10 protein-coding genes are annotated in these 25,363 nt (G+C 37.7%); 4 read left to right on the top strand and 6 right to left on the bottom strand.

Going from position 1 to position 25,363, the window contains the following annotated elements:
• Positions 1-32: 32 nt before the first annotated feature.
• A complete protein-coding gene (locus UABAM_RS22455) occupies positions 33-6,386 on the top strand; it encodes a HEAT repeat domain-containing protein (protein WP_151970236.1) in 6,354 nt (2,117 codons plus the stop codon).
• A 355-nt stretch (positions 6,387-6,741) separates the two neighbouring features.
• Here the strand turns inward: UABAM_RS22455 and UABAM_RS22450 are convergent, their stop codons facing one another.
• Entirely contained in the window at positions 6,742-13,878 is a 7,137-nt protein-coding gene (locus UABAM_RS22450; protein WP_151970235.1) for a HEAT repeat domain-containing protein, read from the bottom strand.
• 1,177 nt (positions 13,879-15,055) lie between these two features.
• Here UABAM_RS22450 and UABAM_RS22445 point away from each other — a divergent pair.
• Positions 15,056-15,526 carry a hypothetical protein gene (locus UABAM_RS22445; protein ID WP_151970234.1) on the top strand — a complete coding sequence of 157 codons (471 nt, stop codon included), beginning with the start codon at positions 15,056-15,058 and terminating at the stop codon, positions 15,524-15,526.
• A gap of 299 nt (positions 15,527-15,825) precedes the next feature.
• Here the strand turns inward: UABAM_RS22445 and UABAM_RS22440 are convergent, their stop codons facing one another.
• Positions 15,826-16,728, bottom strand: a complete 903-nt coding sequence (locus tag UABAM_RS22440; protein ID WP_151970233.1) for a hypothetical protein — start codon at positions 16,726-16,728, stop codon at positions 15,826-15,828.
• A gap of 93 nt (positions 16,729-16,821) precedes the next feature.
• Positions 16,822-17,034, bottom strand: a complete 213-nt coding sequence (locus tag UABAM_RS22435) for a hypothetical protein (RefSeq protein ID WP_151970232.1) — start codon at positions 17,032-17,034, stop codon at positions 16,822-16,824.
• Between the two features lie 170 nt (positions 17,035-17,204).
• On the opposite strand from UABAM_RS22435, the gene UABAM_RS22430 reads away from it, so the two are divergent.
• Positions 17,205-17,531: a hypothetical protein gene (locus UABAM_RS22430; RefSeq protein ID WP_151970231.1), complete on the top strand. Its 327-nt coding sequence runs from the start codon at positions 17,205-17,207 to the stop codon at positions 17,529-17,531.
• Between the two features lie 126 nt (positions 17,532-17,657).
• Here UABAM_RS22430 and yidD read toward each other — a convergent pair whose 3' ends face one another.
• The 3 genes from yidD to UABAM_RS22415 all read right to left on the bottom strand — a co-directional run bounded on the left by yidD (position 17,658) and on the right by UABAM_RS22415 (position 19,994).
• Positions 17,658-18,029 (bottom strand): membrane protein insertion efficiency factor YidD, encoded by a 372-nt coding sequence (gene yidD, locus UABAM_RS22425; protein WP_173013501.1) that lies wholly within the window; start codon positions 18,027-18,029, stop codon positions 17,658-17,660.
• Between the two features lie 66 nt (positions 18,030-18,095).
• Entirely contained in the window at positions 18,096-18,494 is a 399-nt protein-coding gene (locus UABAM_RS22420; RefSeq protein ID WP_173013500.1) for a response regulator, read from the bottom strand.
• 249 nt (positions 18,495-18,743) lie between these two features.
• A complete protein-coding gene (locus UABAM_RS22415; RefSeq protein ID WP_151966752.1) occupies positions 18,744-19,994 on the bottom strand; it encodes a hypothetical protein in 1,251 nt (416 codons plus the stop codon).
• A 331-nt stretch (positions 19,995-20,325) separates the two neighbouring features.
• Here UABAM_RS22415 and UABAM_RS22410 point away from each other — a divergent pair, with 331 nt between their 5' ends.
• On the top strand, positions 20,326-25,218 hold the full coding sequence (locus UABAM_RS22410; RefSeq protein ID WP_151970228.1) for a WD40 repeat domain-containing protein: 4,893 nt from the start codon (positions 20,326-20,328) through the stop codon (positions 25,216-25,218).
• Positions 25,219-25,363 lie beyond the last annotated feature (145 nt).

The following is a 25,363-nucleotide window of genomic DNA, read 5'->3' as shown; positions in this document are numbered from 1 at the left end:
AATATCGAATCGCAAATTATATAGAGAAAGTCATGAAGAAAACAATAGTTCTCATACTTATATTAATAAGTTTTTGTACCGCCGAAAATAGCGATATAAAATATTGGGTTAATCAACTGGAACAAGGCTCAAGAAATGAAAAAATCAAAGCTATAAAAGAATTGCGCGAAAAGCAGGTGAAATCAATCCTACCTCAACTCGAAGAAGCACGTCGAAAAGCGCTAGATGCAAATGATGATAAATTAACTCTACTAATAAGCAAAGTAATTAGATCTATTGAGCTATCTTCTAAAAAAACTCTTCAAAAGAAAACCCAAGTTAGCATAAGAAGTAGAGCAACAAACCCTCCCAAAAAGCTTGGAGGTCTCACAATTCTTGGCTCTAGTCCCGACTTTAGTTCACGACAATATGGCAAGTGTCATGCTATTGTTATTGGAATTAATAATTACGAACATTTTACTTCGCTAGCTGGGCCTTGTCTTGATGCCAGCGAAGTAGCAAGAGTTTTAGAGAACAGATATAATTTCGACAATGTTCACCTTCTTGCAGACACAAAGCCCTCTACAACAATAAATTTCAAGACTCAACAAGTTACAAAAGATTTAATCAAAAATAAAATAGAAGCTCTTCGCCAAAAGGTTAAATCCGACGATGCTTTGTTTTTTTTCTATGCCGGACATGGGGTTCCAGGCTATCTGGTTGCGAGTGATAGCAGCAAAGATGGTTTGGGAAAGCCAAATGTTAAAAGCATGATGTCCCTAACAAAAATAGCCAAAAATCTGAAATCACTTGGAGCACGACACACTTTAATGGTTTTAGATTGCTGTTTTAGTGGCTCGTTATTAGAAGGAGAATATAGACCTGATTTTTCAGACTTAGCAAATGATGAATTTGTAACTCCGGGAGGCGACAACCTTACCAGGGTATTTAAGCGCCAAAGTTTTCAGATCATAACAGCAGGTACTGGAGATGAAGTTGTTGCTGATAAGTTGGATGAAAAATCTGCGATTTATGCACAACAGTTTAAAGATAGCCGGGGGCATTCACCGTTTACCGCTGTGTTTTTGCAAGCTATTCAAGGATTAACAGGACGCGACGATGGTGTCGTTTTAGCATCTCAGCTAGGGTTTTATATGATGGATACGCTGGTAAATGACAAAAGAATAAAAGCCTCTCAGGCTCCACGGTATGGTACTCTAGGGGGAAATGGCGATTTTATGTTTTTTCCCACAGAAAAAGTACTCAATCCTAAAATGGTTGCCCCGTTGTATCTCAACGGTATTGAATTTGCCTCATTTCGGCGCTCAGGATGTGAAGCATTAGAAAACTTTATTGATGGTCAGGCACACAAAAAAGACCAGACTGCTTTGGTGAAAAGTGCTCTACCTCACATTGCAAAACTACTCCAAGACGAACAAACATTTCCTCGTATGGCGGCGTTAAAATTTATTAAAAATGTAGCACAGCAACATGCTCACAATATAAAAGAATTTTCTAATGTGATACCTCCCTTGTTGAAACTAGCAAAATCTAGAAACAAATTTTCTTCTGAAGATGATTATTTCAAAGTTATTGATTGCCTAGGGTTTTTGTGCATACATGCTAACCAAGAATTTGTGAATGTTTTCAAAAACTATTGCAACGATCAGGATAAAGAGTGGAAAGAATATAAAAAAGATAAAAAACTTCCATTAGTTGTAAGAAAAGAAAGACAAAAACAAAATGATCTTTTACAAACACTGAGTACTACAACTAAAAAGCTACAAGAACAAGCAAAAATTTACTGGCAGACGATTAAAATATATCAATGGTTGCATACCGAGGGAAAAATAAAGATCGAGTTCTACAAAAATGGCAAAAAAACATTTCTTTTATCCACTGAAGATGAAGAAAAAAGATTAAAAGCTTTTCATCTCGTGAAAGATGAAATTACCGATAAAGAGTTTATCAAATACTTTGAAACAAATGATACAAACAAAGTGATAAGAGAAGAGGTTCTATTGTTTCTTGCAAAAGCAAAAAGAGACTTACCGATACTTTTTAAATTGCTCCAAGAAAGCAATGAAGATACGAAAAAACAAATAGCTAAAGATCTAGAAAAAATAGGAGAAAGAGCTTTTTTTGCTATTGTTAAGAAACTTGATAATAGTAAAAACCAGACATCAAGAAAGCTGCTATTTTGCTTTGTTAGCTGGCAAAAAAAATCGCTATTTAAGTTGATAGACCAATTAAGCCAGGAAGACCAAGATTTTTTTATTCCGGTTTTAGCAAAGAAGATTTTTGATAGCCTTTACGAGATCATTATAAATCGAAATGAAAGTGAAAAAATAAGATCGCAGGCAGCTTCCATTATAAAGAAAAGTGAGATGATAGAATCCTTTCTTACAAAGTTTTTCATTTCTATAAATGAAAGGGATTCGTTTGAAAAACAAATTGCTATTGACATTATAATCTCGCAAGAAAAATATTCTACAGCAAAAATTCTTTTAGAGGTCTTAAAAGATCAGGACCCTGATGTGAGAAGAAATGCAGTGGAAGGATTGAGAAATATAAAAAGTATAAGAGAAGCAGTACCAGCTCTTATTGTTGCTCTAAAAGACCAGGATGTGGATGTGAGAAAATCGGCGGCACAGGCATTGGGAAACGTAGGAGAAAAGGTGAAAGAAGCCATACCGGCTCTTATTGTTGCTCTAAAAGATAAAGATTCGGAGACGAGAAGTTCTGCCGCACAGGCATTGGGAAACATAGGAGAAAAAGCGGAAAAAGCAGTGTCAGCTCTTATTGTTGCCCTAAAAGACCAGAATGTGAGTGTCAGAGGACACGTAACACAGGCACTGGGAAAAATAGGAAAAAAAGCGGAAGAGGCAGTACCAACTCTTATTGTTGCTCTAAAAGACCAGAATGAGGGTGTGAGAATGGATGCCGCACAGGCATTGGAAAAAATAGGAGAGGCGAAAGAGGTAGTGCCAGCTCTTCTTATTCTTACTCTAAAAGAGCAGGTTTGGATGAGAATAAGAGCAGGAAAGGCACTAGAAAGCATAGGAAAAAAAGCAATACCAGCTCTGATTCTTGTTCTAAAAGACAAAGATTCGAAGATGAGATATTGTGCAGCAAAGGCATTGGGGAAAATAGGAGAAAAAGCTCTCTCAGCAGTGCCTGACCTCATTTTCACCCTAAAAGACCAGAGTGGAGATGTGAGATGTTGTGCAGCAGAGGCATTGGGAAAAATAGGAGAAAAAGCTTACTCAGCAGTGCCACATCTCATCCCTCTCTTACAAGACGAAGAGGAGTATGTCAAAGAGACTGTAGCAGAGGCATTGGGAAAAATAGGAGAAAAGGCGAAAGAGGCAATACCAGCTCTTATTCTTGCTCTAAAAGACAAAGATTCGAAGATGAGATATTGTGCAGTAGAGGCATTGGGAAAAATAGGAGAAAAAGCATGTTCCGTAGTACCAGACCTGATTCTTGCTTTAAAAAATGAAGATCCTGGTCTAAGAGCTCATGCCGCAAAGGCATTGGGAGGTATAGGAGAAAAAGCTCACTCCGCAGTGCCATATTTAATACCTTTGTTACAAAATAACCATGCAGGTGTAAGAAGCTCTACAGCACGGGCATTGGGAAAAATAGGAGAAAAAGCTTACTCAGCAGTGCCACATCTCATCCCTCTCTTACAAGACGTATATGTAAGAACTGAAGTTGTAGAAGCGTTAGGCGAAATAGGAGAAAAAGCCGAAAAAGCAGTGCCAGCTCTGATCCTTGCCCTAAAAGATCCAGATGAAGTTGTGAGAAGTTCTGCAGCAGAGGCATTGGGAAAAATAGGAGAAAAGGCTAAAGAGGCAATACCAACTCTTATTCTTGCTCTAAAAGATGAAAGTAAATGGGTGGAAAAATCGGCAACAGAGGCATTGGGAAACATAGGAGAAAAAGCCGAAAAAGCAGTGCCAGCTCTGATCCTTGCCCTAAAAGATCCAGATGAAGTTGTGAGAAGTTCTGCAGCAGAGGCATTGGGAAAAATAGGAGAAAAGGCTAAAGAGGCAATACCAACTCTTATTCTTGCTCTAAAAGATGAAAGTAAATGGGTGGAAAAATCGGCAACAGAGGCATTGGGAAACATAGGAGAAAAAGCCGAAAAAGCAGTGCCAGCTCTGATCCTTGCCCTAAAAGATCCAGATGAAGTTGTGAGGTGGTGTGTAGCACAGGCATTGGGAAACATAGGAGAAAAAGCTCATTTGGCAGTGCCACATCTCATCCCTCTCTTACAAGACGAAGAGGAGTATGTCAAAGAGAAAGTAGCAGAGGCATTGGGAAAAATAGGAGAAAAAGCTCACTCAGCAGTGCCTGACCTTATTCTCACCCTAAAAGACCAGAGTGGAGATGTGAGAAATTCTGCAGCAGAGGCCTTGTGGAAGATAGGAGAAAAAACTGAAAAATTAGAGAAGGTAGCGCCAGCTCTTATCTTTGCTCTGAAAGGCAGAGGCAGAAGTGTAGGAGTATCTGTCGGCAGAACTCTAGGAAAGATAAATAACATAAAAAATATAGAGTTTGTAGTATTTTTGTTAAAAGATGAGAGTTGGGAAGTGAGAAGTTATGCTGTAGAAGCACTGGCAAAGATGGGAGAAAAAGCTGTTCCCCCGCTTATTTCTGCCCTAAAAGATAAAAGTTCCTTCGTGAGGTCTGATGCAGTAAATGCTTTGAGCAAGATAGCTAAGAAAGCTGGGAAAGTTGAGAAATCAGTATCAGCTCTTATTCTTGCCCTAAAAGATCCAGATGAAGTTGTGAGGTGGCGTGCAGTACAGGCATTGGGGAAGATAGGAAAAAAAGCCGAAAAAGCAATACCAACTATCATTCTAGCCTTAAAAGACCAGGAGGGATATGTAAGAAAATCTGCAGTAAAAGCGTTAAGCAATATAGCTAAGAAAGCTGAGAAAACTCAGTCAGTAGTGCCTGACCTCATTCTCACCCTAAAAGACGAGAATTGGGATGTGAGAGATTCTGCAGCACTGGCATTGGAAAAGATAGGGAAAAAAGCGGAGAAAGCAGTACCAACTTTTATTCTTGCTCTAAAGAATCAGGATAAATATGTGAGAAGTTATGCAGCGAGAGCATTGGGAAAAATAGGAGAAAAAGCGTATTCAGCAGTGCCTGACCTCATTCTCGCCTTCAAAGACCAGGATAAACATGTGAGATATTGTGCAGCAGAGGCATTGGCAAACATAGGAGAAAAAGCTGTTCCCCCTCTTATTGTTGCTCTAAAAGACCAGAATCGGGATGTGAGAGAATTTGCAGCAAAGGCATTGGGAAAAATAGGAGAAAAAGCGTATTCAGCAGTGCCCGCTCTTATTCTTGCCTTCAAAGACCAGGATAAATGGGTGAGAAGTTCTGCAGCAGAGGCATTGGCAAAAATAGGAGAGAAAGCTAGTAAAGCAATACCAACTCTGATCCTTGCTCTAAAAGATCCAGATGAAGATGTGAGAAAATATACAACATGGGCATTAATTGAGATCGCTAAGAAAGCTAGGAAAGCAGTACCTCTGACTCTTGTCCTAAAAGATAAAAATTTCATAGTGAGAAGTTATGCTGTAGAAGCACTGGCAAAGATAGGAGAAAAAGCTGTTCCCCCGCTTATCTCTGCCCTAAAAGATAAAAATTTCATAGTGAGAAGTTCTGCAGCAGAAGCATTGGGAAAAATAGGAGAAAAAGCTCACTCAGCAGTGCCTGACCTCATTCTCGCCTTCAAAGACCAGGATAGACACGTGAGATATTGTGCAGCAGAGGCATTGGCAAAAATAGGAGAGAAAGCTGAGAAAGCAATACCAACTCTGATCCTTGCCTTAAAAGACCAGGATTCTAAAGTGAGAGGGGCTACCGCATGGGTTTTAGGGGAGATAGGAGAAAAAGCGGAAAAAGCTGTACCAGGTCTGATTTTCGCTTTAAAAAATCAGGACTTAAGTACGAGAAGATATGCCATATGGGCGTTAGTGAAGATAGGTAAAAGAGTGCTCCTGCCTATTAAAAAATTTATCCAAACAGAAAAAGATGAAGTAGCGGTGGCGTCAGGTCTTCAAGTTTTGAATTTCTATATGCGAAAAGCATATCTTGAAGAAGATAAATTTGCTCAAGAAGATTTAGAACTTTTATCTTTATCAAAAGATAAAGACCATCTTGATACAGTAGCAGCAATCTATGCCTGGCAAGGAAATGTAAAAAAAGCAAATCAATATACCACAGGAACCTCTAAAAGAGTAAAACTACTGCTCGCAGGTAAATCTCCCAAGCAAGTGGAGTACGAAATGCAACACGAAGCCTGGGGTGATGACTCAGAATATGCAATGGAAAATGAAGATTGGGATGATGGAGACGAAAATTGGGACGACGAAGAGTGGTAGTAAAAAACTGTAAAAGTCTCTATCTGATCTGACGTACACCGTAAGACAAGTTTAAAATTACCTGACACCCTACCTCTCCGGTCTTGCCCTCACCCATCCTTGTCGGAGCAAAACTGGAGAGGTGGCCAGAATTATGCTGAGACAACATAATTTTGACATTTGAGCAGTTATCAGATATTTTGAGTTTGCTTGATTAAATACCAAATTTTATAAGTAACTGACTCCTCAATGATTTGGATAACGTTTGCAAAAATCTTTACTTCTTTGCTACTAAATTCTTTTCTACAGAATCATTAGATGCTTTTAAAAGCCCGCTTTTACAATTTAGATTTGCTATTTAAAGCTGTAAATCGCATCAAAAACTATTCTTAGTTTTTATTTCTTCTTCAACTTGTTTTGGGGTTTTTCCCTCAAGTAAAAGCTTTACTCGTTTAGCCGTTTCTCTAAATGCTTTGGATGAGTATATGTTTGCTTTTTTTGTATTTCCCTGCCAGGCATAAATTGTCGCGGTAGTATTTAGAATATTATAGTCTTCTGATATTGCTAAAAGTTGTATATCTTCTTGGGAAAATACACTCTTATCTTCTTCAATATAAGCTTGCCATACACATGAGTTCAAAAGTTCTAACGCTGCTTGATTTTTTTCTTCTTGTAGAAAACGTCTAGTGTAAGAAATAACTGTCTTGGGATTTTCTTTTGCGATTTCCTTTAGCGCATAAACAGCTGAATTCCTAACGTATTCATCAGAGTCTTTTAATAGAGGGGTAAGAGATGGTACAGCTTTTTCTCCTGTATTTACTAATTCTTTTAATGCTAAATATCTAATCCAAAAATCTTCTTTATTTTTCAAAAGAGGTACAATCTGTGGTATCTTTTTCTCTCCAATTTTCCTCAGCGCTTTTGCTGCTTTCTCTCTAACATTATCTTCACATTCACTATCATATTTTAAGAGAGGGATGAGATGTGGCACTGCCAAATGAGCTTTTTCCCCTATTTTGCCCAATACTTCTGCTGCTACTTCTTGTGTATAAGAATCTTTTAGTAGAGGAATGAGATGTTGTACCGCTTCTTCGGCTTTTTTTCCTATTTTTCCCAATGCTTCTGTCGCTACTTCTTGTGTATAAGAATCTTTTAGTAGAGGAATGAGATGTGGCACTGCTGAGTGAGCTTTTTCTCCTATTTTTCCCAATGCTTCTGCTGCAGAGTATCTAACATATTTATCCGGGTCTTTTAGGGCAACAATAAGATCCGATGTTGCTTTTTCCGCTTTTCCCCCTATCCCCCCCAATGCTTTCGCTGCTTCTATGCGAACCTCTTTATCTTCGTCTTGTAAGAGAAGAGTGAGGTATGGTACAGCTGAGTAAGCTTTTTCACCTATTTTGCCCAATGCTTCTGCTGCTACTTGTTGTGTATAAGAATCTTTTAGTAGAGGAATGAGATGTGGTACAGCTGAGTGAGCTTTTCCTCCTATTTTGCCCAGCGCTTCAGTTGCCTGTTGTCTGGTATTCAGAGATTTATTTTTTAAATGAAATATAAGCGTCGATATAATATTCCCTCTTATTTTTTCCAGTACTTTCTCTACAAGAGCCATAGAGATATCGTTTTGTAGAGGGATGAGATGTTGTACCGCTTCTTCGGCTTTTTTTCCTATTTTTCCCAATGCTTCTGCCGCTACTTCTTGTGTATAAGAATCTTTTAGTAGAGGAATGAGATGTGGCACTGCTGAGTGAGCTTTTTCTCCTATTTTTCCCAATGCTTCTGCTGCAGAGTATCTAACATATTTATCCGGGTCTTTTAGGGCAACAATAAGATCCGATGTTGCTTTTTCCGCTTTTCCCCCTATCTCCCCCAATGCTTCCGCTGCATCTATACGAACATCTTTATCTTCGTCTTGTAAGAGAGGAATGAGATATGGTACAGCTGAGTAAGCTTTTTTTCCTATTCTGCCGAATGCCCACGCCGCATATGCACGTACCTCTTTATCTTTATTTTCTAGAAGAGGGATAAGATGTGGTACTGCGGAGTGAGCTTTTTCTCCTATTTTGCCCAATGCCCATGCCGCATATGCGCGAACTTCTTTATCTTCATCTTGTAAGAGAGGAATGAGATGTGGTACTGCAGAGTGAGCTCCTATTCTTCCCAATATTTTTGTTGCATCTACGCGAACCTTTTTATCTTTATCTTTCAAGAGAGGGATGAGATGTGGTACTGATGAGTGAGCTTTTTTTTCTATTTTTCCTAGCGCCCATGCTGCAGAATTTCTCACATCTTCATCTCTATCTTGCAAGAGAGGGATGAGATGTGGCACTGCTAAGTATGCTTTTTCTCCTATCCCCCCCAATGCCTCTGCTGCAGAACTTCTCACTATCAAATCTTCATCTTTTAACAAAGGGATAAGATCTGGTACTACTGAATGTGCTTCTTCTCCTATTTCTCCTATTTCTGCCAATGCCTCTGCTGCATCTGTTTGCATACTATGACATTGATCATCGCGTAGTAGATAAATGAGATGTGGTACTGCGGAATATGCTTTCATAAACCCTAATGTTCTAGCTGCAGAGCGTCTTACAAAATAATCTTTATCTTGCAAGAGAGGAATGAGATGTGGTATTGCGGAATATGCTTTCATAAATCCTAACGTTTTAGCTGCAGAACATCTTACTTTATAATTTCTATCTTTCAAGAGCGGAATAATAGATGTTATCATTCTTTTTTCTATTGATTGGAAAATTTCGGCTAGCTCGTCTGGGCTTATAGATACTGTGTCTATGTAAATAATAAAATCTATAACTAAATGAGCTTTTTCACCTAATCTTTCTAGTGCCCGTGCTGCCTCTATGCAAACTTCTTTATCTTTCAAGAGGAGAATAATTGACGATGTCGCTTTTTCTCCCATTCTTATCAATAATTCAGCTGCTGAAACTCTTACCTCCCAATTTTCATTTATTGAGAGATGTTCTAAAACAGAGGTGAGGCATTCTTCTGTAGAAAATACGCTTTCCCCTATCTTTCCCAATGCTATAACTGCAGCGTTTCTAACGCTTTCATCGTCATCTTTTAAAAGAGGGATAAGAAAACAGATACTTTTTTCTCCTATCTTTCTCAATGTCTCTGTTGCATTTTTTCTGACCCATTTATCTTTATCTTTCAGCAAAGGGATGATGTACTGTACTAATGGATATTCGCTCTTTGTCATCATTCCCAATGATCTAACTGCAGAATTTCTTACACTTGCATGATTATCTCTCAATAGAGGAATAATATATGATACAATAGAGCGTACTTTTTTCCCTATGTTACCTAACGTATCAACTACTTTATTTCTAACATTCTCATCTTTATCCTGTAATAGAGGGGTGAGGTGTGGTATTGCCAAATGAGCTTTTTCTCCTATTTTACCCAACACTTCAACTACTTTATCTCTAACATCCTCATCTTCATCTTGCAAGAGAGGGATGAGATGTGGTACTGCAGAGTGAGCTTTTTCTCCTATTTTGCCCAATGCTTCTGCTACATCTGCACGAACCTCTTTATCTTTATCTTGTAATAGAGGGATGAGATGTGGCACTGCAGAGTGAGATTTTTCTCCTATTTTGCCCAATGCTTCTGCTACATCTGCACGAACCTCTTTATCTTTATCTTGTAAGAGAAGAATGAGATGTGGTACAGCTTTTTCTCCTACTTTACCCAATGCTTCTGCTACATCTGCGCGAACCTCTTTATCTTGTAATAGAGGGATGAGATGTGACACTGTAGAGTGAGATTTTTCTCCTATTTTGTCCAAGGCTTCTGCTGCCGAAATTCTGTTCCATGAATATTTGTCTTGCAAGAGAAGAATGAGATGTGGTACTGCGGAGTGAGCTTTTTCTCCTATCTCTCCCAATGCTTCTGCTGCTTTATTTTTAACATCCTCATCTTTATCTTGTAAGAGAGTGATGAGATGTGGTACTGCTAAGTAAGCTTTTTCTCCTATCTTTCCCAATCCCCAACTTGCAGTCCGTCTCACATATTCGTCATTGTCTTTTAGAGCAAGAATAAGAGCTGGCACTGTTTTCTCCGCTTCTCCTATGACTGCCAATACCTCTGCTACAGATCTTCTCACATTTTTATTCTGGTCTTTTAGGGCGAGAATAAGAGCGGGTACAGCTTTTTCTCCTATCTTTCCCAATGCTTCTTCTGCTGATTCTCTCGCATATAGATATTCGTATTTTAGAGCAAGAATAAGAGCTGGTACAGCTTTTACAGCTTTTTCTCCTATATCACCAAGAGCCTCTGCTACAGAAATTCTCACATCATAATCACCATCTAAGGCATCAGCTAAAGCTGGTACAGCTTTTTCCCCTATTTTACTCAATGCTTCTGCTGCATGCTTTTGTATATCAGAATTTTTTAGTAGAGTAATGAGATGTGGCACTGCGGAGTGAGCTTTTTCTCCTATACCTCCCAATGCTTCTGCTGCTTTCTTTTTGACATCCTCATCTTCATCTTGTAAGAGAGTAATGAGATGTGGCACTGCGGAGTGAGCTTTTTCTCCTATACCTCCCAATGCTTCTGCTACTTTCTTTTTGACATCCTCATCTTCATCTTGTAAGAGAGTAATGAGATCTGGTACAGCTTTTTCTACTTTTTCTCCTATTTTTCCCAATGCCCATGCTGTAGAGCTTCTTACATCTGCATGATTATTTTGTAACAAAGGTATTAAATATGGCACTGCGGAATATGCTTTTTCTCCTATACCTCCCAATGCCTCTGCTGCATGAGCTTTTAGACCGGGATCCCCATTTTTTAAAGCAAGAATCAGGTCTGGTACTGCGGAATATGCTTTTTCTCCTATCTCTCCCAGTGTCTTTGCTGCAGAGTTTCTTAAATTTTTATTTTCGTTTTTTAATAACAGGGAGAGAATCGTAACAGTCGAATATTCTGTTACTGTTTCTTTTGAAGTAAGAATATCAATAGCAACTTGCTTGTCGAACAAATCTCTTTCATTTATAGAAGTGAAAAAATGAGCGATAAAGCGCTCTTTTTTATTTAATTTTGATATAATAAAAGCGGCTTTAGACCTAATATCTTTTTTGTTTTGATACTTATCCGTCATCAAACTGTAAATACTGTTAAAATTTTCTTCTGCTAAAATAGGGAGAAATATATCTTGATCTTCCTTACTTAACTTTTTATTTATCAATTCAAATAGTGGTTTTTTTTTCCAACTCCGAAAAGCAAACAATAACTTTTTAGATTTTTCGCTTTGATTATTAACTTCTTCAACAATCTTTAAAAAAGCTCTTTCTCTGACTCTGACATTCTCTAAATCTTTGGCGATGTCGTTTTTGATATCTTCTCTCTTGTCTAGTTTTTTTAGTAATTCAAAAAGTATGGTTAAATCTGTTCCTTTTGCTGCCAAATAAGTTAACACTTCTTTTCTGATGTACTGGTCTCTAACCATGAAATATTTTTTGAAATCGTCCTTGCTAAATTCTTCTTTGTATTTGTTGAATGAAATTTTGCGCTCTTTATCTTCTGTATTCGACAAAAATAAATTCATGCGATTTTCATAATCTTTTAGCTCTGTTTCCCCAATAGTAGTCAGCCATCTGTATACGTTCACTACTTGGTAGTAGTAATGTGCTTGTTTCTGAAAAGACTCATCAGGTAATGAGCCTAATTCTTTGCATTCTTCTAGTTTATCTTTTACACTTTGCGGTTTTTTCTTATCTTTGGAAAGTTCTTGCCACTGTAACCGTAGTTTTTTGTTGTAAGCTTCTAGTATATCAACAACCTTTTTGTTTGCGTCCTTATGTAAAATCCCCAAACAGTTTATCACTTCATATAAATCTGTTTCATCTTGTTGATTTTGCAGCGTAAAAAAACTATTCAAATCTATTTTTTTATCGTTATAAGAAAAGTATGCCGTTAGTGCAGATACAACGTGGTTAAACTCTTTGATATCTTTAGCGTATTTTGTCGCTTTTTCCGTAATAAAATTTAGAGCGGCTTTACGAGGACCAACTTCTTCATCTTCCAAGAGTTTCGAAATGTGATGCAGTGCACTTTTGGTCAAGGAGATTTGATCTTGCCTGGAATATGTATTGATAAATTTTTCCAAGGCCTCACATCCCGAACTACGGAAGTCAGCATACATTTTATCACTAAGGTATAGAGGTGCTAAAAGCTTTGGATTAAGAACTTTATAGGCGGGGAAAAACATAAAATCTCCGTCTCCTCCAAGGCTACCATAGCGTGGTGTTTGCTTCGCATCTAAACGTTTGTCGTTTGTGAGTGTCGTCATCATGTAATAGCCTAAGTCGGATGCCAGGACAATACCGTCATCTCGGCCAACTAATCCCTTAAGTGCCTGCAAGAACAGAGCTGAAAAAGGGGAATGCCCACTTGAATCTGTGAGTTGTGCGTATTTGGTTGAAGCACTAAGTTTATCTGCCACCACTTCATTTCCGGTGCCGGCACTAATTACCTGAAAAGATCTACGTGCAAAAACGCGGTCTATATTTTCACCCGTACCAAATTGAAATGTGGAATTATTATAGCCTTTAAGTCTTGGTTTGTACTTATCCTGAAGAAGAGATCCTCCAAAGCAGCAGTCAAGCACTATCAAAGTGTGTTTGGCATTTTTTTCTGAAAGATTTAAGGCCAATTTTGTTAGAGATATATAGCCATCGTCGTCTTTATTTTTTGGAGTTGCCACAATATGGCCAGGTACACCATGTCCTGCATAGAATAAAAAAATGGCATCATTGGGACCGACCTTGGCAAAGGTTTCGGTAAGATATTTTTCGATAACACCTTTTGTCACAAGCGGAGCAACAACGATGGTTTCACTTCCATTTTTTGTGGTATAAGATTTTCTATTTTCGAGGCGTCTAGGGTTTCTCTCTTTGAGTTCATTTTGGCGGTAGACATTTCGTGGAATTGTGTCACAAAGGTATGTTACATTTTCAAAACCATAGCGATCTGCCAAAATAGAAGCGACTTCGCCAGCGTCGTAATTCGGTCCATCTAACTCACTGTAATATTTATTATACTTATTAATACCAATGACTAGAGCATGTCTCTTACCATAGCGCAACCGTTGCCTAAAATCATTGCTAACACCAAGAATATTCAAACCTCCTACATTTTTGGAAATACGTGATGCTGGAGAACGTTTTGTTTGACTGGCATTTGGAAAGATTTTAGAAGGGAATTTTTTATTGATAAACTCTATTCTTCGCACTGCGTAGTTAATGGCATGTTTACTGTGACCATCTGCAGATGTTAGCGCTTTCTCTAATTCTGGACGTATTTTTTTTGCATCAGCTCCTATTTTTTCCAACTCAGCGAGAGCTGAAAAATGCAATTGAGTATCAGGAGACTTTAGGTATTTGAGTATTAGTTTAAGTTTTTCATCTAATGTTTCTTTGTTAGATTGTGCAAAAGCTATGTTGAATAGCACAAAGAATATTAATGTATTCTGTAAATATCTTTTCCCATAAACCATGATTAGACCCACCAAAATATTGTAATAGATAACACTCTATTTTAGCAGACCACTCTATCACTTTTAAGTAAGTTTTAAAGCTCTAGCACAAAAAGATTGTGGTGGTATAAAATGTGTCGTTTTACAGTAGAGACACATATCATGATATTGATTTTTACATCTTTTGGCATTGTAGATTTTTTTATTGCACGCTGAGCACTTGTATTCGCCGACAATTGTGTCGAAGTCTTTTTTTGCGATGACATCTTTCAATCTAAGATCAGCAATTTCATTATGACTACCACATATTCAGTTAACCTAATTTATATGATAGTTTTTACGAAAGTATTTTTGGATTTAAAAATGCACTAGATCTTTGGAGCGAAAATAAAAAAGCAGAAGAAGGAGAAATTGAAGCACGACTATCCTTTGCCACCTTAGCTTTTGAAAATGGCGATACTCGTATCGCCAGTGTGCAATTAGAAGATATACAAAAACTAGATACACGCTACACGGCACAACAAACCAAAATAAAAGAATTACAAAAAAAGATGAAAGAAAATAGACGTGATGTTTTCTCTGAGATGAGAAGTAACACCTTTAATCTTGTACTGACCGTCTTTTTTGTTATTGTTTTCGTTGGTTTTATTATTTTTATTCTCGGTCTAATAAACCACAGTTTAGAAATTACTGATAACCCCCTCATATTTTTTGGTACATGCATTATACTTTTTCTAATAGGAAAACTTATTGATCTAAGTAATTAATAAATGTACATTTGAAAAATTCTCCCGTCCTATTGATAAATAGTACGATTTCCATATTCAAAGATAATAACTCTTATGTTAGAGTCTGCGGTACATCGGAATGTTTATCGCTTGCTTATTTTGTAAGGAGTTCGAACTGATAGACCTTCGCTTAACTGAATGACATTCGAGTCTGGCACTAGTATTTTGAGGATATTTTCTTAAATGAGAATCGGGATGGGCATTGATCAAGGTTTGGTAAATAAAGTCTTCAACACCTGTAATGCTAGCATTATAGGTTTTTAAAGGCGGTTCCTATTTGCCACACAGCTTTCTACCACAAAGTGTTTAACAGCATTGTACTCTGCAAAACTAAATGGCCCCTGAAAAATGGGTAATAAAAGTATGCCCAAACATATCTCCGGCACCATGAGTCATGTAGCCCAAGACAAATGCTTTTACCGCAGGATCATCACTTTGAGCCTAGACCACAAATACTCGAACCATTTTCTGACATATTTGGGATGAATAGCTTGCTGTCCAGTGAATATATCGGGATAAGCATCTGGGCCAAGAACACCAGTCCGTTACTAAAAGATCTTGATAGATATGTTAAAATTGTTACAGGAATGGCGTTAAGAAAACTGCGAGAAGAGGCATTGCCTTCTATTAGATATTTTCTCCAAAAAGAGAAAGATAAACAAGCAATTGAATCTGCACTCCAAATTTTGGGGGAATATTTGCAAGCTGCATACATAAAAGAAAACACTAGTAGCTTTACTCAAGTAGATGTAATGCTACTGTCAAAATCAAAAGAGAAGGGACATCTGGATACTGTTGCTGCTATTTACGTTTGGCAAAAAAATGCGGAAAAAGCACATATGTTGCCACTAAAGCAAAAGAGAATACCCCAAAAAGAGTGAAACTTCTTCTTGAAGGTAAAACTCCTAAACAGGTTGAAGAGACTATCAAAGCAGAAGAAAAAAGACAAAACGAAGATACAGATATGTGGGAAGAAGAAGCCTGGTAAAACAATAGACAACTTTCAATAGCATTTTGCCCAATCTATTAAGCTTTCTTAGCATAAACAAGTGTTGATTGATATTAGAGGGTAGTTATTCGCTATTATTTTAATTGCTTATTTAAAATTTTGTCCTCGCATATCTGAGAAAGAGTATGTAGTTAAGAGTTACACCATCGTATAATTCTAGTTTGGTAGATTTTATTTCCACCATTGTGGCTCTACAGGATGATAAGGTTTTATAATATCTTCCGCGATTTCTCGAACAAAGCTTTTTTCTTTTGTACGATAACCGTTCTCCAAATACTCAATCGCTCTCAATTGCACTTCGACTTCCGTCCCTCTATCGCGAAGGCCAAATTTCTTCCTGGTGATTTCTTCTATTTTGAGACGCCAATTTACTACCGTTTTAGCGGCTTCATATCCATCCGATTCATGGATAAAAAAGTGTTGGTGTTTTTGCCACCACTCTTCTGCTGTTTTTTTCTCCGGAAATCCCCATTCCATCACGCAGACCATCAATAATCCCTGATAAAAGCGTAATTGATTTTGGGAATCGCAAACGCATTGTAAAACTTGTTTTCGTGCGTTATCATGTGGCAACAGCTTCAGAATTCGCGGGAGATAATATTGATGTACAATTGAATGTGTGTTTACTCGTTCATTTCCATCAACAACTAACGAAAAAGGTGAACCACCAATATGTGAGTGCGTCCAATGAGGAGCGGTTTCTCCCAACCACTTGTTGATAAGATGTGTATTTTTTCCATTGCGAACAAAAAAAAGCATATCTGCGAATTCACACCTCATTCGGCCACGGCAAATATCCTGAGAATAAGTGCGCCACCCCAAAAAACATATATCAAACCAAAAGCAAATGGGGGCAAGCAAAATGATTATTTTTGCTGCCATAGTTACCTTCTCATATTTTATCCACAATAAATGCCATACAAAATTCCAAGAAACGCATATTAGTAAAATCAAAGTCGTCGTTTGGTTGGGAACTCCATATGTCAAAAGAGGTAAAAATAGTATCAGTGGAAAAAATAATAAAAACATTGTGATTACTTTGTAAAACGTCTCAGTATTATTTTGCTTCGACATAGTTAACTCCTTGATTTTTTGCAACAAACTTTTCACCTTTTACTTATTGGCTATGCGTTTGCTTTAAAACCGTTAATGTCCTCCGTCTTTTACTTATAGAAGCGTTATAAACAAAGATACCGATATCATTATTAAAACTACCAAGACAAAATACACAATGTATACCAATGAAGAGCAAGCTAAATCAAAACAGTGCAACACATAGGAAATAAGCTCTTGACACAAATTTTCAAATATCGATATTACTTCTTTTCCTTCTCTATTTTCTGGTGGTGTCTTTTCTTGCAATCTAGTTTTATCTGACATGATTCGCTCCTAAATAGAATTGTAAAAAGAGTTTCGTTTTACAATCAATACGACACGGCCTATTTTTTTTTGACAAGTAATGTCGTATTGATAAGTATTAACAGAATCGTCAGCATCTTTTCGATGAGGAAGCAAATGGCGTTTTAAACAAATTTTTCAAAGGAGTTAAAATGAAGCGATGGAATAAAATATCACTGACTTTGCTTGTTACTCATGTTGTTATTGTGTGCTTACTGTCTGGTTGGTCATACTGCGACGTAAAAAACTTAGAGCTGGGAATATATTTCAAGTTAGGTTACTTGTTAAATTTACCTTTGGTGGTGGGACATGTGTTGGAAATGGTTATTTATTTTTGGTCTCTTTTCGCTTTTCCTCTCACGGCATTGCTCCTACCTATTTTCTATAAAAAACAAGTTGTCAATAGTGGAGAACGGTTACTTTGCCATGTATTTCTGAGTATTTTTCAATTTTATGCTCTTCTTCCTTTAGTAACGTAATAAACCTTAATCGAGTGGATTGCAATGGATTGCCCATTGCAAAAATCTTGGCGCACGAACAATATACCATCCTAATCGCAAACCATTTCCAAATGTATTCCCCAAATATCTTTACCTCGATAAGCTCTAAAAAAATCGGAACATCGAGGCAATAAAGCAACAATCAGCCGTCTCGCATGCCAATGAAGTTGTGTTGCAGTTGGAAGTGGTCAAACGATTTTTTACGCGATATCCATTTGCCTTTTCTTGTTTTCGCGGTTGTTCATATTTTTGGTTTTCGATGCTACTATTTAGAACAATAGAAGCCTCTTTGCATTCGCGAAACCTTAAGCCTGCAAGTCTTAGACTGTTCCATAATCCTTTTTCTAAAATTTGTCGCTTTATATACTGAGAGCAAGATTCTTGCTTATGGTGAACTTTATGTGCGCAACAAAAACCTTTGTATGGAGATATAAATCTCTGATAGAAATTAATGGCTTGTATGGCTAAAATTTTCATAGTCTCCTCCGCTGATATTGATATTTCCATACTTAAGTCAGATAGTAAATGGAAAGTAAAATATATTTAATCGTCCTTGGGTAAAATGATCTCGGGAACGTGGCGTTTCAAACAGTTGTGAATTTCGACAATTCGACATGGCTTTTTGACAAAATCATCACAGCCTAATTGTGAGATTTTCTTCCGATCCTCTTTAGATGAAAAAGCGCTAATCGCGATAATCTTTGTCTTACAAGAAGTATCCAATTTGCGAATAGTCTTTGTCGCTTCGAAACCATTCATAATCGGCATGCACATATCCATCCAAATCAAATTTGGTTGCCAGTTGTGCCACGCATCGATGGCTTCTTTGCCATTCTCTACCTCTAGTAATTCAATCGCAGGTATGTTTTCCATAATAGTTCGCAAAAAAAAGCGATTCTCCCACTTGTCGTCAACAATTAATATTTTATATTTTGAATTCACGTCATATCTCCTTTCGCACATAGTCTCTTTATTCTTCAATACGACGCAGATCTCTAACGTTTTGGTGGTTGGTATAAAACCACAGAGATCACAGAGAAAAAATTATAAAAAACCAGCAGAAACATCATTCTTTCAAAAATCAAACAAACCTTACATTCATAGTGACTTACAACATTCTAAATCTTTTTTTTGAAAAAAATTTCTCTGCGACCTCTGCAGAAGTTTCCGTAGTAGTCGGATAAGTAGGAGTTACCTAACAGAAGAAAGGGGAGAGTACTGCAACCGTTTTAATTTAAATGATTTAGAATCAAGAAAATAATGATCTCGAATATAACGAGAAAGTTTAGTAAGAGTAAATTTAGTATTTTTGATATTCCAACGCAAAGAAGGAGAAAGAGCAGCAACTTTCAAAGAAAGACGAGCAAAAATAAAACGTAAAGAACTGATGGCAAAAGAAGCATTTTGTGCGACATGATAAGTTCCATGATAAGAAGCAATGGCAAGAACATGCTTAAAGTCGCGAAACATGTTTTCGATCTTCCATCTAACAGAATGCTCTTGATGTATAACATTAGAGTTAACATTGGGGTTAGAAGAGAGAAAAACAGAATATTTAAGCCGACGAGTAAATGGGCAAAAGTAGGGTTTAATTAACAGAGCAATATCGCCGAGAATGTTATGCGATGCATTTAAACGATAGTACAAACCGATCGAATGACTATGCTTCGGAGGCTTAGGAATACAACCATTCTTAAGTTCTAAAACATGAGTATCAACAGAATCGATATTAACAACCCACGAAGACTTTAATGCTCCATAGAATTCAAGACCAAGTTGCTTTGCTAGTTTCATAACTTCAATGATGGAGTATTCCGAGTCGGTAACCATGCGCACCCCATCAAGAGTAAGACCGTTGGCATGTACATAATTATTTAATTCTAAAAGCATCTGTTTTATTTGCACTTTTGGACTTACATGATTAGGGTGCTGTTTCGATGTAATAAAAGTGGGGGCTAAAGGAAAAATGAATTTATCTTTTCCTACGCATACAGCAAAAAATAACAATTTTTGCGCATGCATGTAGCACCTATCTGTTGGATTGTACACGTTAAATGTATATGCCATTTTTCTTCCCCAGCGTTTTATTATCGTGCTGTCTAAAATTAGTCTTATTTTCCAACGACTCTTTGACGATTTCTCTTTTTTGCTTCTGTATTTTTTTAAGAACGTTACTAATAGCCCAAAGCTTATTTCTTTGATTAGTTGCCACCAATCGACATCTTTGTCTTTCAAAAGATCATAATATTTGTTTTTGTTCTTTTGTAACGTTTGTGAAATATCATTAATACTATCAAATTGAAATATTGGATAAAGTATCAGTTCATTTAGAGTTTCTTTTACTCTCGTACCATATCTTTCTTCCAATTTTTTATACTCTTCACTCTTGTACCACGGATATATTTCTTGTACTCTATCTATCAGGGGAATTCCTGTTTCCATTTTTATATCCTTAAAAAGGAAACTAATTTTTGAATTTTTGAATTTTGAATTCCCCTAATTATATTAAATTAAAACAGTTGCATCACTCTCCTTTCTTCTTTCTTCTGTTAATTCTAATCTTTAGCTAATTACTGAAACTCCTGCTCTGTGGTTCATTTTTATTGGTTATACAAGACGACCATCAAATCCATGAGAGTAATCACACACTCCTTTTAACTTATTTAATTTATTTGATATTTAGCAATAAATGAGTATATTTATCTAAATGTAAAGAAACGGAATATGACAATCAATCCATTTGCAAGTAGATCAATAACAGTAAGAGTGCAACATGAAAAATATCTTCATCTATGTTTTGTTTTTAAGCAGTTGTGTATTTTCACAAAATGACGAAAAAATTTCTGCTTGGATTACGCAGTTACAAAATCCAGATCAGTGTTTTTTTGCGATAGAAAAGTTAAAAGCGGTTGGACCACAAGCAAAAAAAGCGATTCCTTTTTTAAAAACGGTTTTACAAAAAGCCCTCAGGGACAACGACACACGGTTGTTTAATGCTGTATTCGTTGCGATTGCAGAGATTACACCCGATATCATGCAAACAGCACAAGAGAAATCAACAACGCATAACAAACAGCGCTCTATCGCGAAAAAGAGCTATGAGAATTTTGGTGGGCTTACTGTTTTGGGGTTGAGCCAGGATTTTCGTCAGAAGTTGCGCTACAATCGTTCCCATGCTGTTATTGTTGGCATAAATCGTTATAAACATCACCCTTCTTTGCATGGAGCGTCTTACGATGCTGCCGAGATTGCGGCGGTTTTGGCAAGTCGTTATGGTTACCACAACATCACCTTAATCACCGATACACTTCCGCAAAAAATTTATCCTTTACGCTACCTAGAAGAGATCGCAAGCAATAATGTATATACAACTTACCGGCATCGGTTAAATAAAGAAAACATTGTTGTTGTTCATCCTAGGCATTTTGTCACAGGGGAGTTGATAGAAAAGTGTATTTCTCGTATAAAAGTAGAAAACAAATACGAGTCGCTGTTTTTCTTTTACGCGGGACATGGGATTCCAGGAAGTTTTGTTTTGGGAGATAGTCCAAAAAACTCGGGTTATCCTTTGGCAAAAATTGCGAATACATTATCTGAAGTCAAGGCGCATCACACATTGATGGTTTTGGACAGTTGTTTTTCTGGTTCCTTGTTGCAAAACCCCCACCGACCACAACTACAAGGTTATCGCGATCAACAGCTTTTGTTTGGTCGTGGAGAGAATATTGATCGTGTATTTGCACGCCGTTCTTTCCAAGTAATTACGGCAGGAACGGGTAGCGAAGCCGTCGAAGACCAATTGAGCAACTCCACGCGATATGCACAACTGACAGGAGAAGGGGAACATTCGCCTTTTACGGCAGTTTTCTTGCAGGCAATAAAAGGTCTTGCCGGGCGTGCCGATGGTATTCAACTGGCCTCTGATCTTGGCTATTACATGATGAGTAACTTGGTAAATGACCGTCGTATTCAGGCGTCGCAGGCTCCACGTTATAGTAGTCTTGCCGGAGATGGCGACTTTATGTTATTTCCCAAGGATTTGGTTTTGAATCCGAAGTTAATCGCACCGCTCTATCTCGATGAAAAAAGCTATGCGGATATTCGCATTGCCACCTGTGAAGCTTTAAAAAGTTTTATTTTAGAACAACCACAACAGCAACGCCTCGCCTTGACAAAAAGTGCCATGCCCCACGTAGGTAAATTACTTCAAGAGTCGCGTGTGAAAACACAAGTAGCAGCGGTTACATTTATCCGTGATATGCTAAAACGATTTCCTGCGCAAAAAGTAAACGAGGTCCAAGCATTTGTTCTTCCAATAACACAGTTACTCGCAAATACCAATCACCAGGAATCTTCTCAGATTCGTTTATTGTTAAGTTGCTTGGGGAAAATGTCTTTTTTTGCCACGCCACAATCTATGGATGTCCTCAAAAATCTGGTGGAAAAACACTACATCCGCGATTGGCAACAAATCGACAAACAAGAGTTACCAAATGACGTCAAGGATTATGTGCAACGCCTGGAAAACCTGAAACTTGCAGATGCAAACACTCAGCAACAACAAATGGACTACTGGATCGAAAAAGGCGTCATTTATGAGTGGCTAACATCTACGGGAAAAGTTCACATAGCTAATCATAAAGATCGTTTAGAAAAAAGGCATCAGCAGGGGCTTTTATTGTTAAAAAATGCCAAAAAGTTGTATGAGGAAAAAGATTTCTTTACGGCTCATTTTACGATGGCTCGGGCAACGAATTTTGCAAATGTCGACAAAACTCCCGCACGAAAATCCAAATTTTTGAAAAATTATAGTAAAGAGTGGTTTGAGGCTTATCGCCTACTCAATTCTAATCTCCATTGTACGTTGCAGTGGCAAAACGCGGCTTTTTCTCAGCACACAGGTGCAGTGACTTGTATAGATAAAAACCAACAAAATACCCTTCTTGCCTCCGGAAGTAGTGATAAAACAATTAAACTATGGGATTTACAGTCGCGTAAACTTCGTGCTGTTTTATATGGACACAAAGAGAAAGTAAATGCGGTGTGTTTTCATCCACAAGAAGAGGTGTTGTTTTCTGCTGGTGACGATGCGCTCATTGTATGGGAACTGAAAACGCACAGCAAAAAAATGGAACTAACCGGGCATACCGAGCATATTACCAGTTTGGCATTATCTCCAGATGGAGTATATTTAGCTTCCGCGGATACTGATGGCAATATACATCTCTGGGATACGAAAACCTATGAAAATAAACGCTCTTTTCCTGCAAAAGGCCACATCAACATATCTAGCTTGAGCTTTATCAGCAAAAACACTCTGGCGTTTACCAAGCTACAAAAAAATACATTTTTTACATGGAACATAAAAACAGGTAAACAAAAAGAATTCATCGGACACAAACAACAAGTGAACCATGTTATCGGAAATGATTCGTTTTTACTGTCCGCCAGCCGCGATAAAACTGTAAAAATGTGGGATTTTAAAACCCAAAAATTACGACATACATTTTCTCACCCCAATATCGTACGAAAACTTGCTCTTTCACAAGAAAACATTCTGGCCACGGCTTGTGGAGATAAAACAATTCGCCTTTGGGATCTATCGAACAAAAAGCTACGACATACTATGCATGGACACAAAGACGCCACCCAAGCTCTTCTTTTTACTCCACGACATTTAATCTCCGCAAACAACGATTATACGATAGGGCTGTGGGACTTAAATACCGGTAAACCTCTTCGAGACTATAAAAATTACTACGGCACACCTGTACGTTCCGTTTTAAGCGAGGATGGAAAAACTTTCGCTGTCGGTTATAGTTCAGGAAGCATTCGGTTGTGGGACACAAAGAGTGGAAAAAGTACTCTATCTCTTCATGGTCTTTCTAATTGGCCACTGGCTATAGCCCTAAGTCCCGACGGTAAAAAGTTAGGAGCCGTTAGTCGCAATATCATTTTTGTGTGGGATACCAAAACAGGAAAGCCTCTGCGATTTTCATATGGCCGATTTGGTAGGAGTGTAAATATTATCCGTTTTGGCACAAAGAGCGAACAATTTTTCTTTGCTTATGGCAACCGCATTTATTCATGGAATCTACATAACAAACAGCAAAAAACCTTTACCGCGCACAATGGACAAATTACGAGTTTTGATTGCCACAACAACATGCTGTTATCGTCCAGCGCTGATAAAACGGTAAAAATTTGGGACATTGCCAACCACAAGTTAATCAACAAACTCGAGCACAGCCATCCCATTGGTATGGCAAAATTTATAAACAACGGTAAGGTGCTAACTTGCTCTACCGATAAAAAAGTAATCATTTGGGATACCGAAACCAAAAAGATCTCACAACAAATCCAAGAAGACCTTTCATATATGTACGCTTTTGCGAGTACGGATCAAAAATTTTGTGTTGTTCTTGGACAAAATGAGAAAAACAAAAAACGCCTTCACTTGTGGAATGTGACATCTAAACAAAAAATTCACTCCTGGCAATGTCCACGAGGAAATTGGTTGAATGTCGTTTGTTTTAGCCCTGACAATCGTCTTGTCGCCTATACAGGAGAAGACAACAAAATTTACATACACGACCTCGAAAACAAGTCTTTAGTTGCAAAGCTAAGTGGTCATTCGCAAACGATTCGCAGCATACATTTCGCAAAGAATAGCCGCAGTATATTTTCGATTGCCGCTGATAACACCATCAAGTCGTGGAAAATAGAAGTTGCCAAAAATCACCGTTCGATTGACAACTGCGTTATTGACATTATCTTTCATAAAAAACGAAATCTCTACGCCGCCATTAGCAAAAACCTCCGGAATATCAAGTTGTGGAAAGATCCCAACAACATAACGATACTAAAAGGACATAAAAAGCGCATCAACCAAATCGCCTTTAGCGCAAACGGAAAATACCTTGCTTCGGCGAGCGCTGATCAAACTGTTCGCGTGTGGGATGTAGAAAGCCAAAAGCTTCTCATGACTTTTACTCACCAAGACCGGGTGGAAAGCGTATGCTTCCACCCTAAAAATGAGATACTCGCCTCTGCTGGTCGCGATAAGGTAATCAAATTGTGGAGTATAAAAACGCAAAAGTGGATTAAGGATTTGCAGGGAAATACTGGGTGGATACAAGATTTACGGTTTAGCTCTGATGGAAATACCATTTTTTCCGTCAGCACCGATAAAAAGCTGATGATGTGGCGTTGGAAAACAAATGATGTCATCAAACGCTCCGGGCATTCGAGTGTCATTCGCAGTATAGATCTTAGCCCTGATGGTAAGCTACTGGCAACAGGCAGTTGGGATAAATCCATTATTTTATGGGATGCCAAATCTGGCAATCCTATTGCAAATTTAAGTGGTCATGAGGAGATGGTTTACAAAGTGAAATTTACTCCCAATGGAAAATATCTTCTGTCTGCCAGTGAAGACAAAACCATTAAAATTTGGAGTTTACAACACAGAAGAGCCATTGCGACTTTCTCTGGGCATAAAAAAAGCGTTACGGGTTTGTGTATTCTCGATGAAGAAAACTTTGCCTCTGTGGAACATGACTATGTCGCGAAGTTTTGGAGGATAAACTTTCCTACGTATGAAAAGTATGAATCGTTTTTCGACTCTGATTTTCGATTTCGTAATTTTTCGAATATGTTGTATTAGAATTCGTGAATCTCCGATCTTGCGAAATCAAAGGTTTAAAGTTACACATAGGTATGAGCGACTTGGGATAAAATAAAATTTTATTTGTCTACTTGCAAAGCCAAAGATTTGTTTCCAAAAAATTTAAAATCAAATTTAGTATTAA

It is taken from the genome of Candidatus Uabimicrobium amorphum (genome assembly GCF_009002475.1).
GTDB classification, from domain to species: Bacteria; Planctomycetota; Uabimicrobiia; order Uabimicrobiales; family Uabimicrobiaceae; genus Uabimicrobium; species Uabimicrobium amorphum.
The sequence above is the reverse complement of the archived record's forward strand: the minus strand, read 5'-3'. Positions and strand labels throughout refer to the sequence as shown.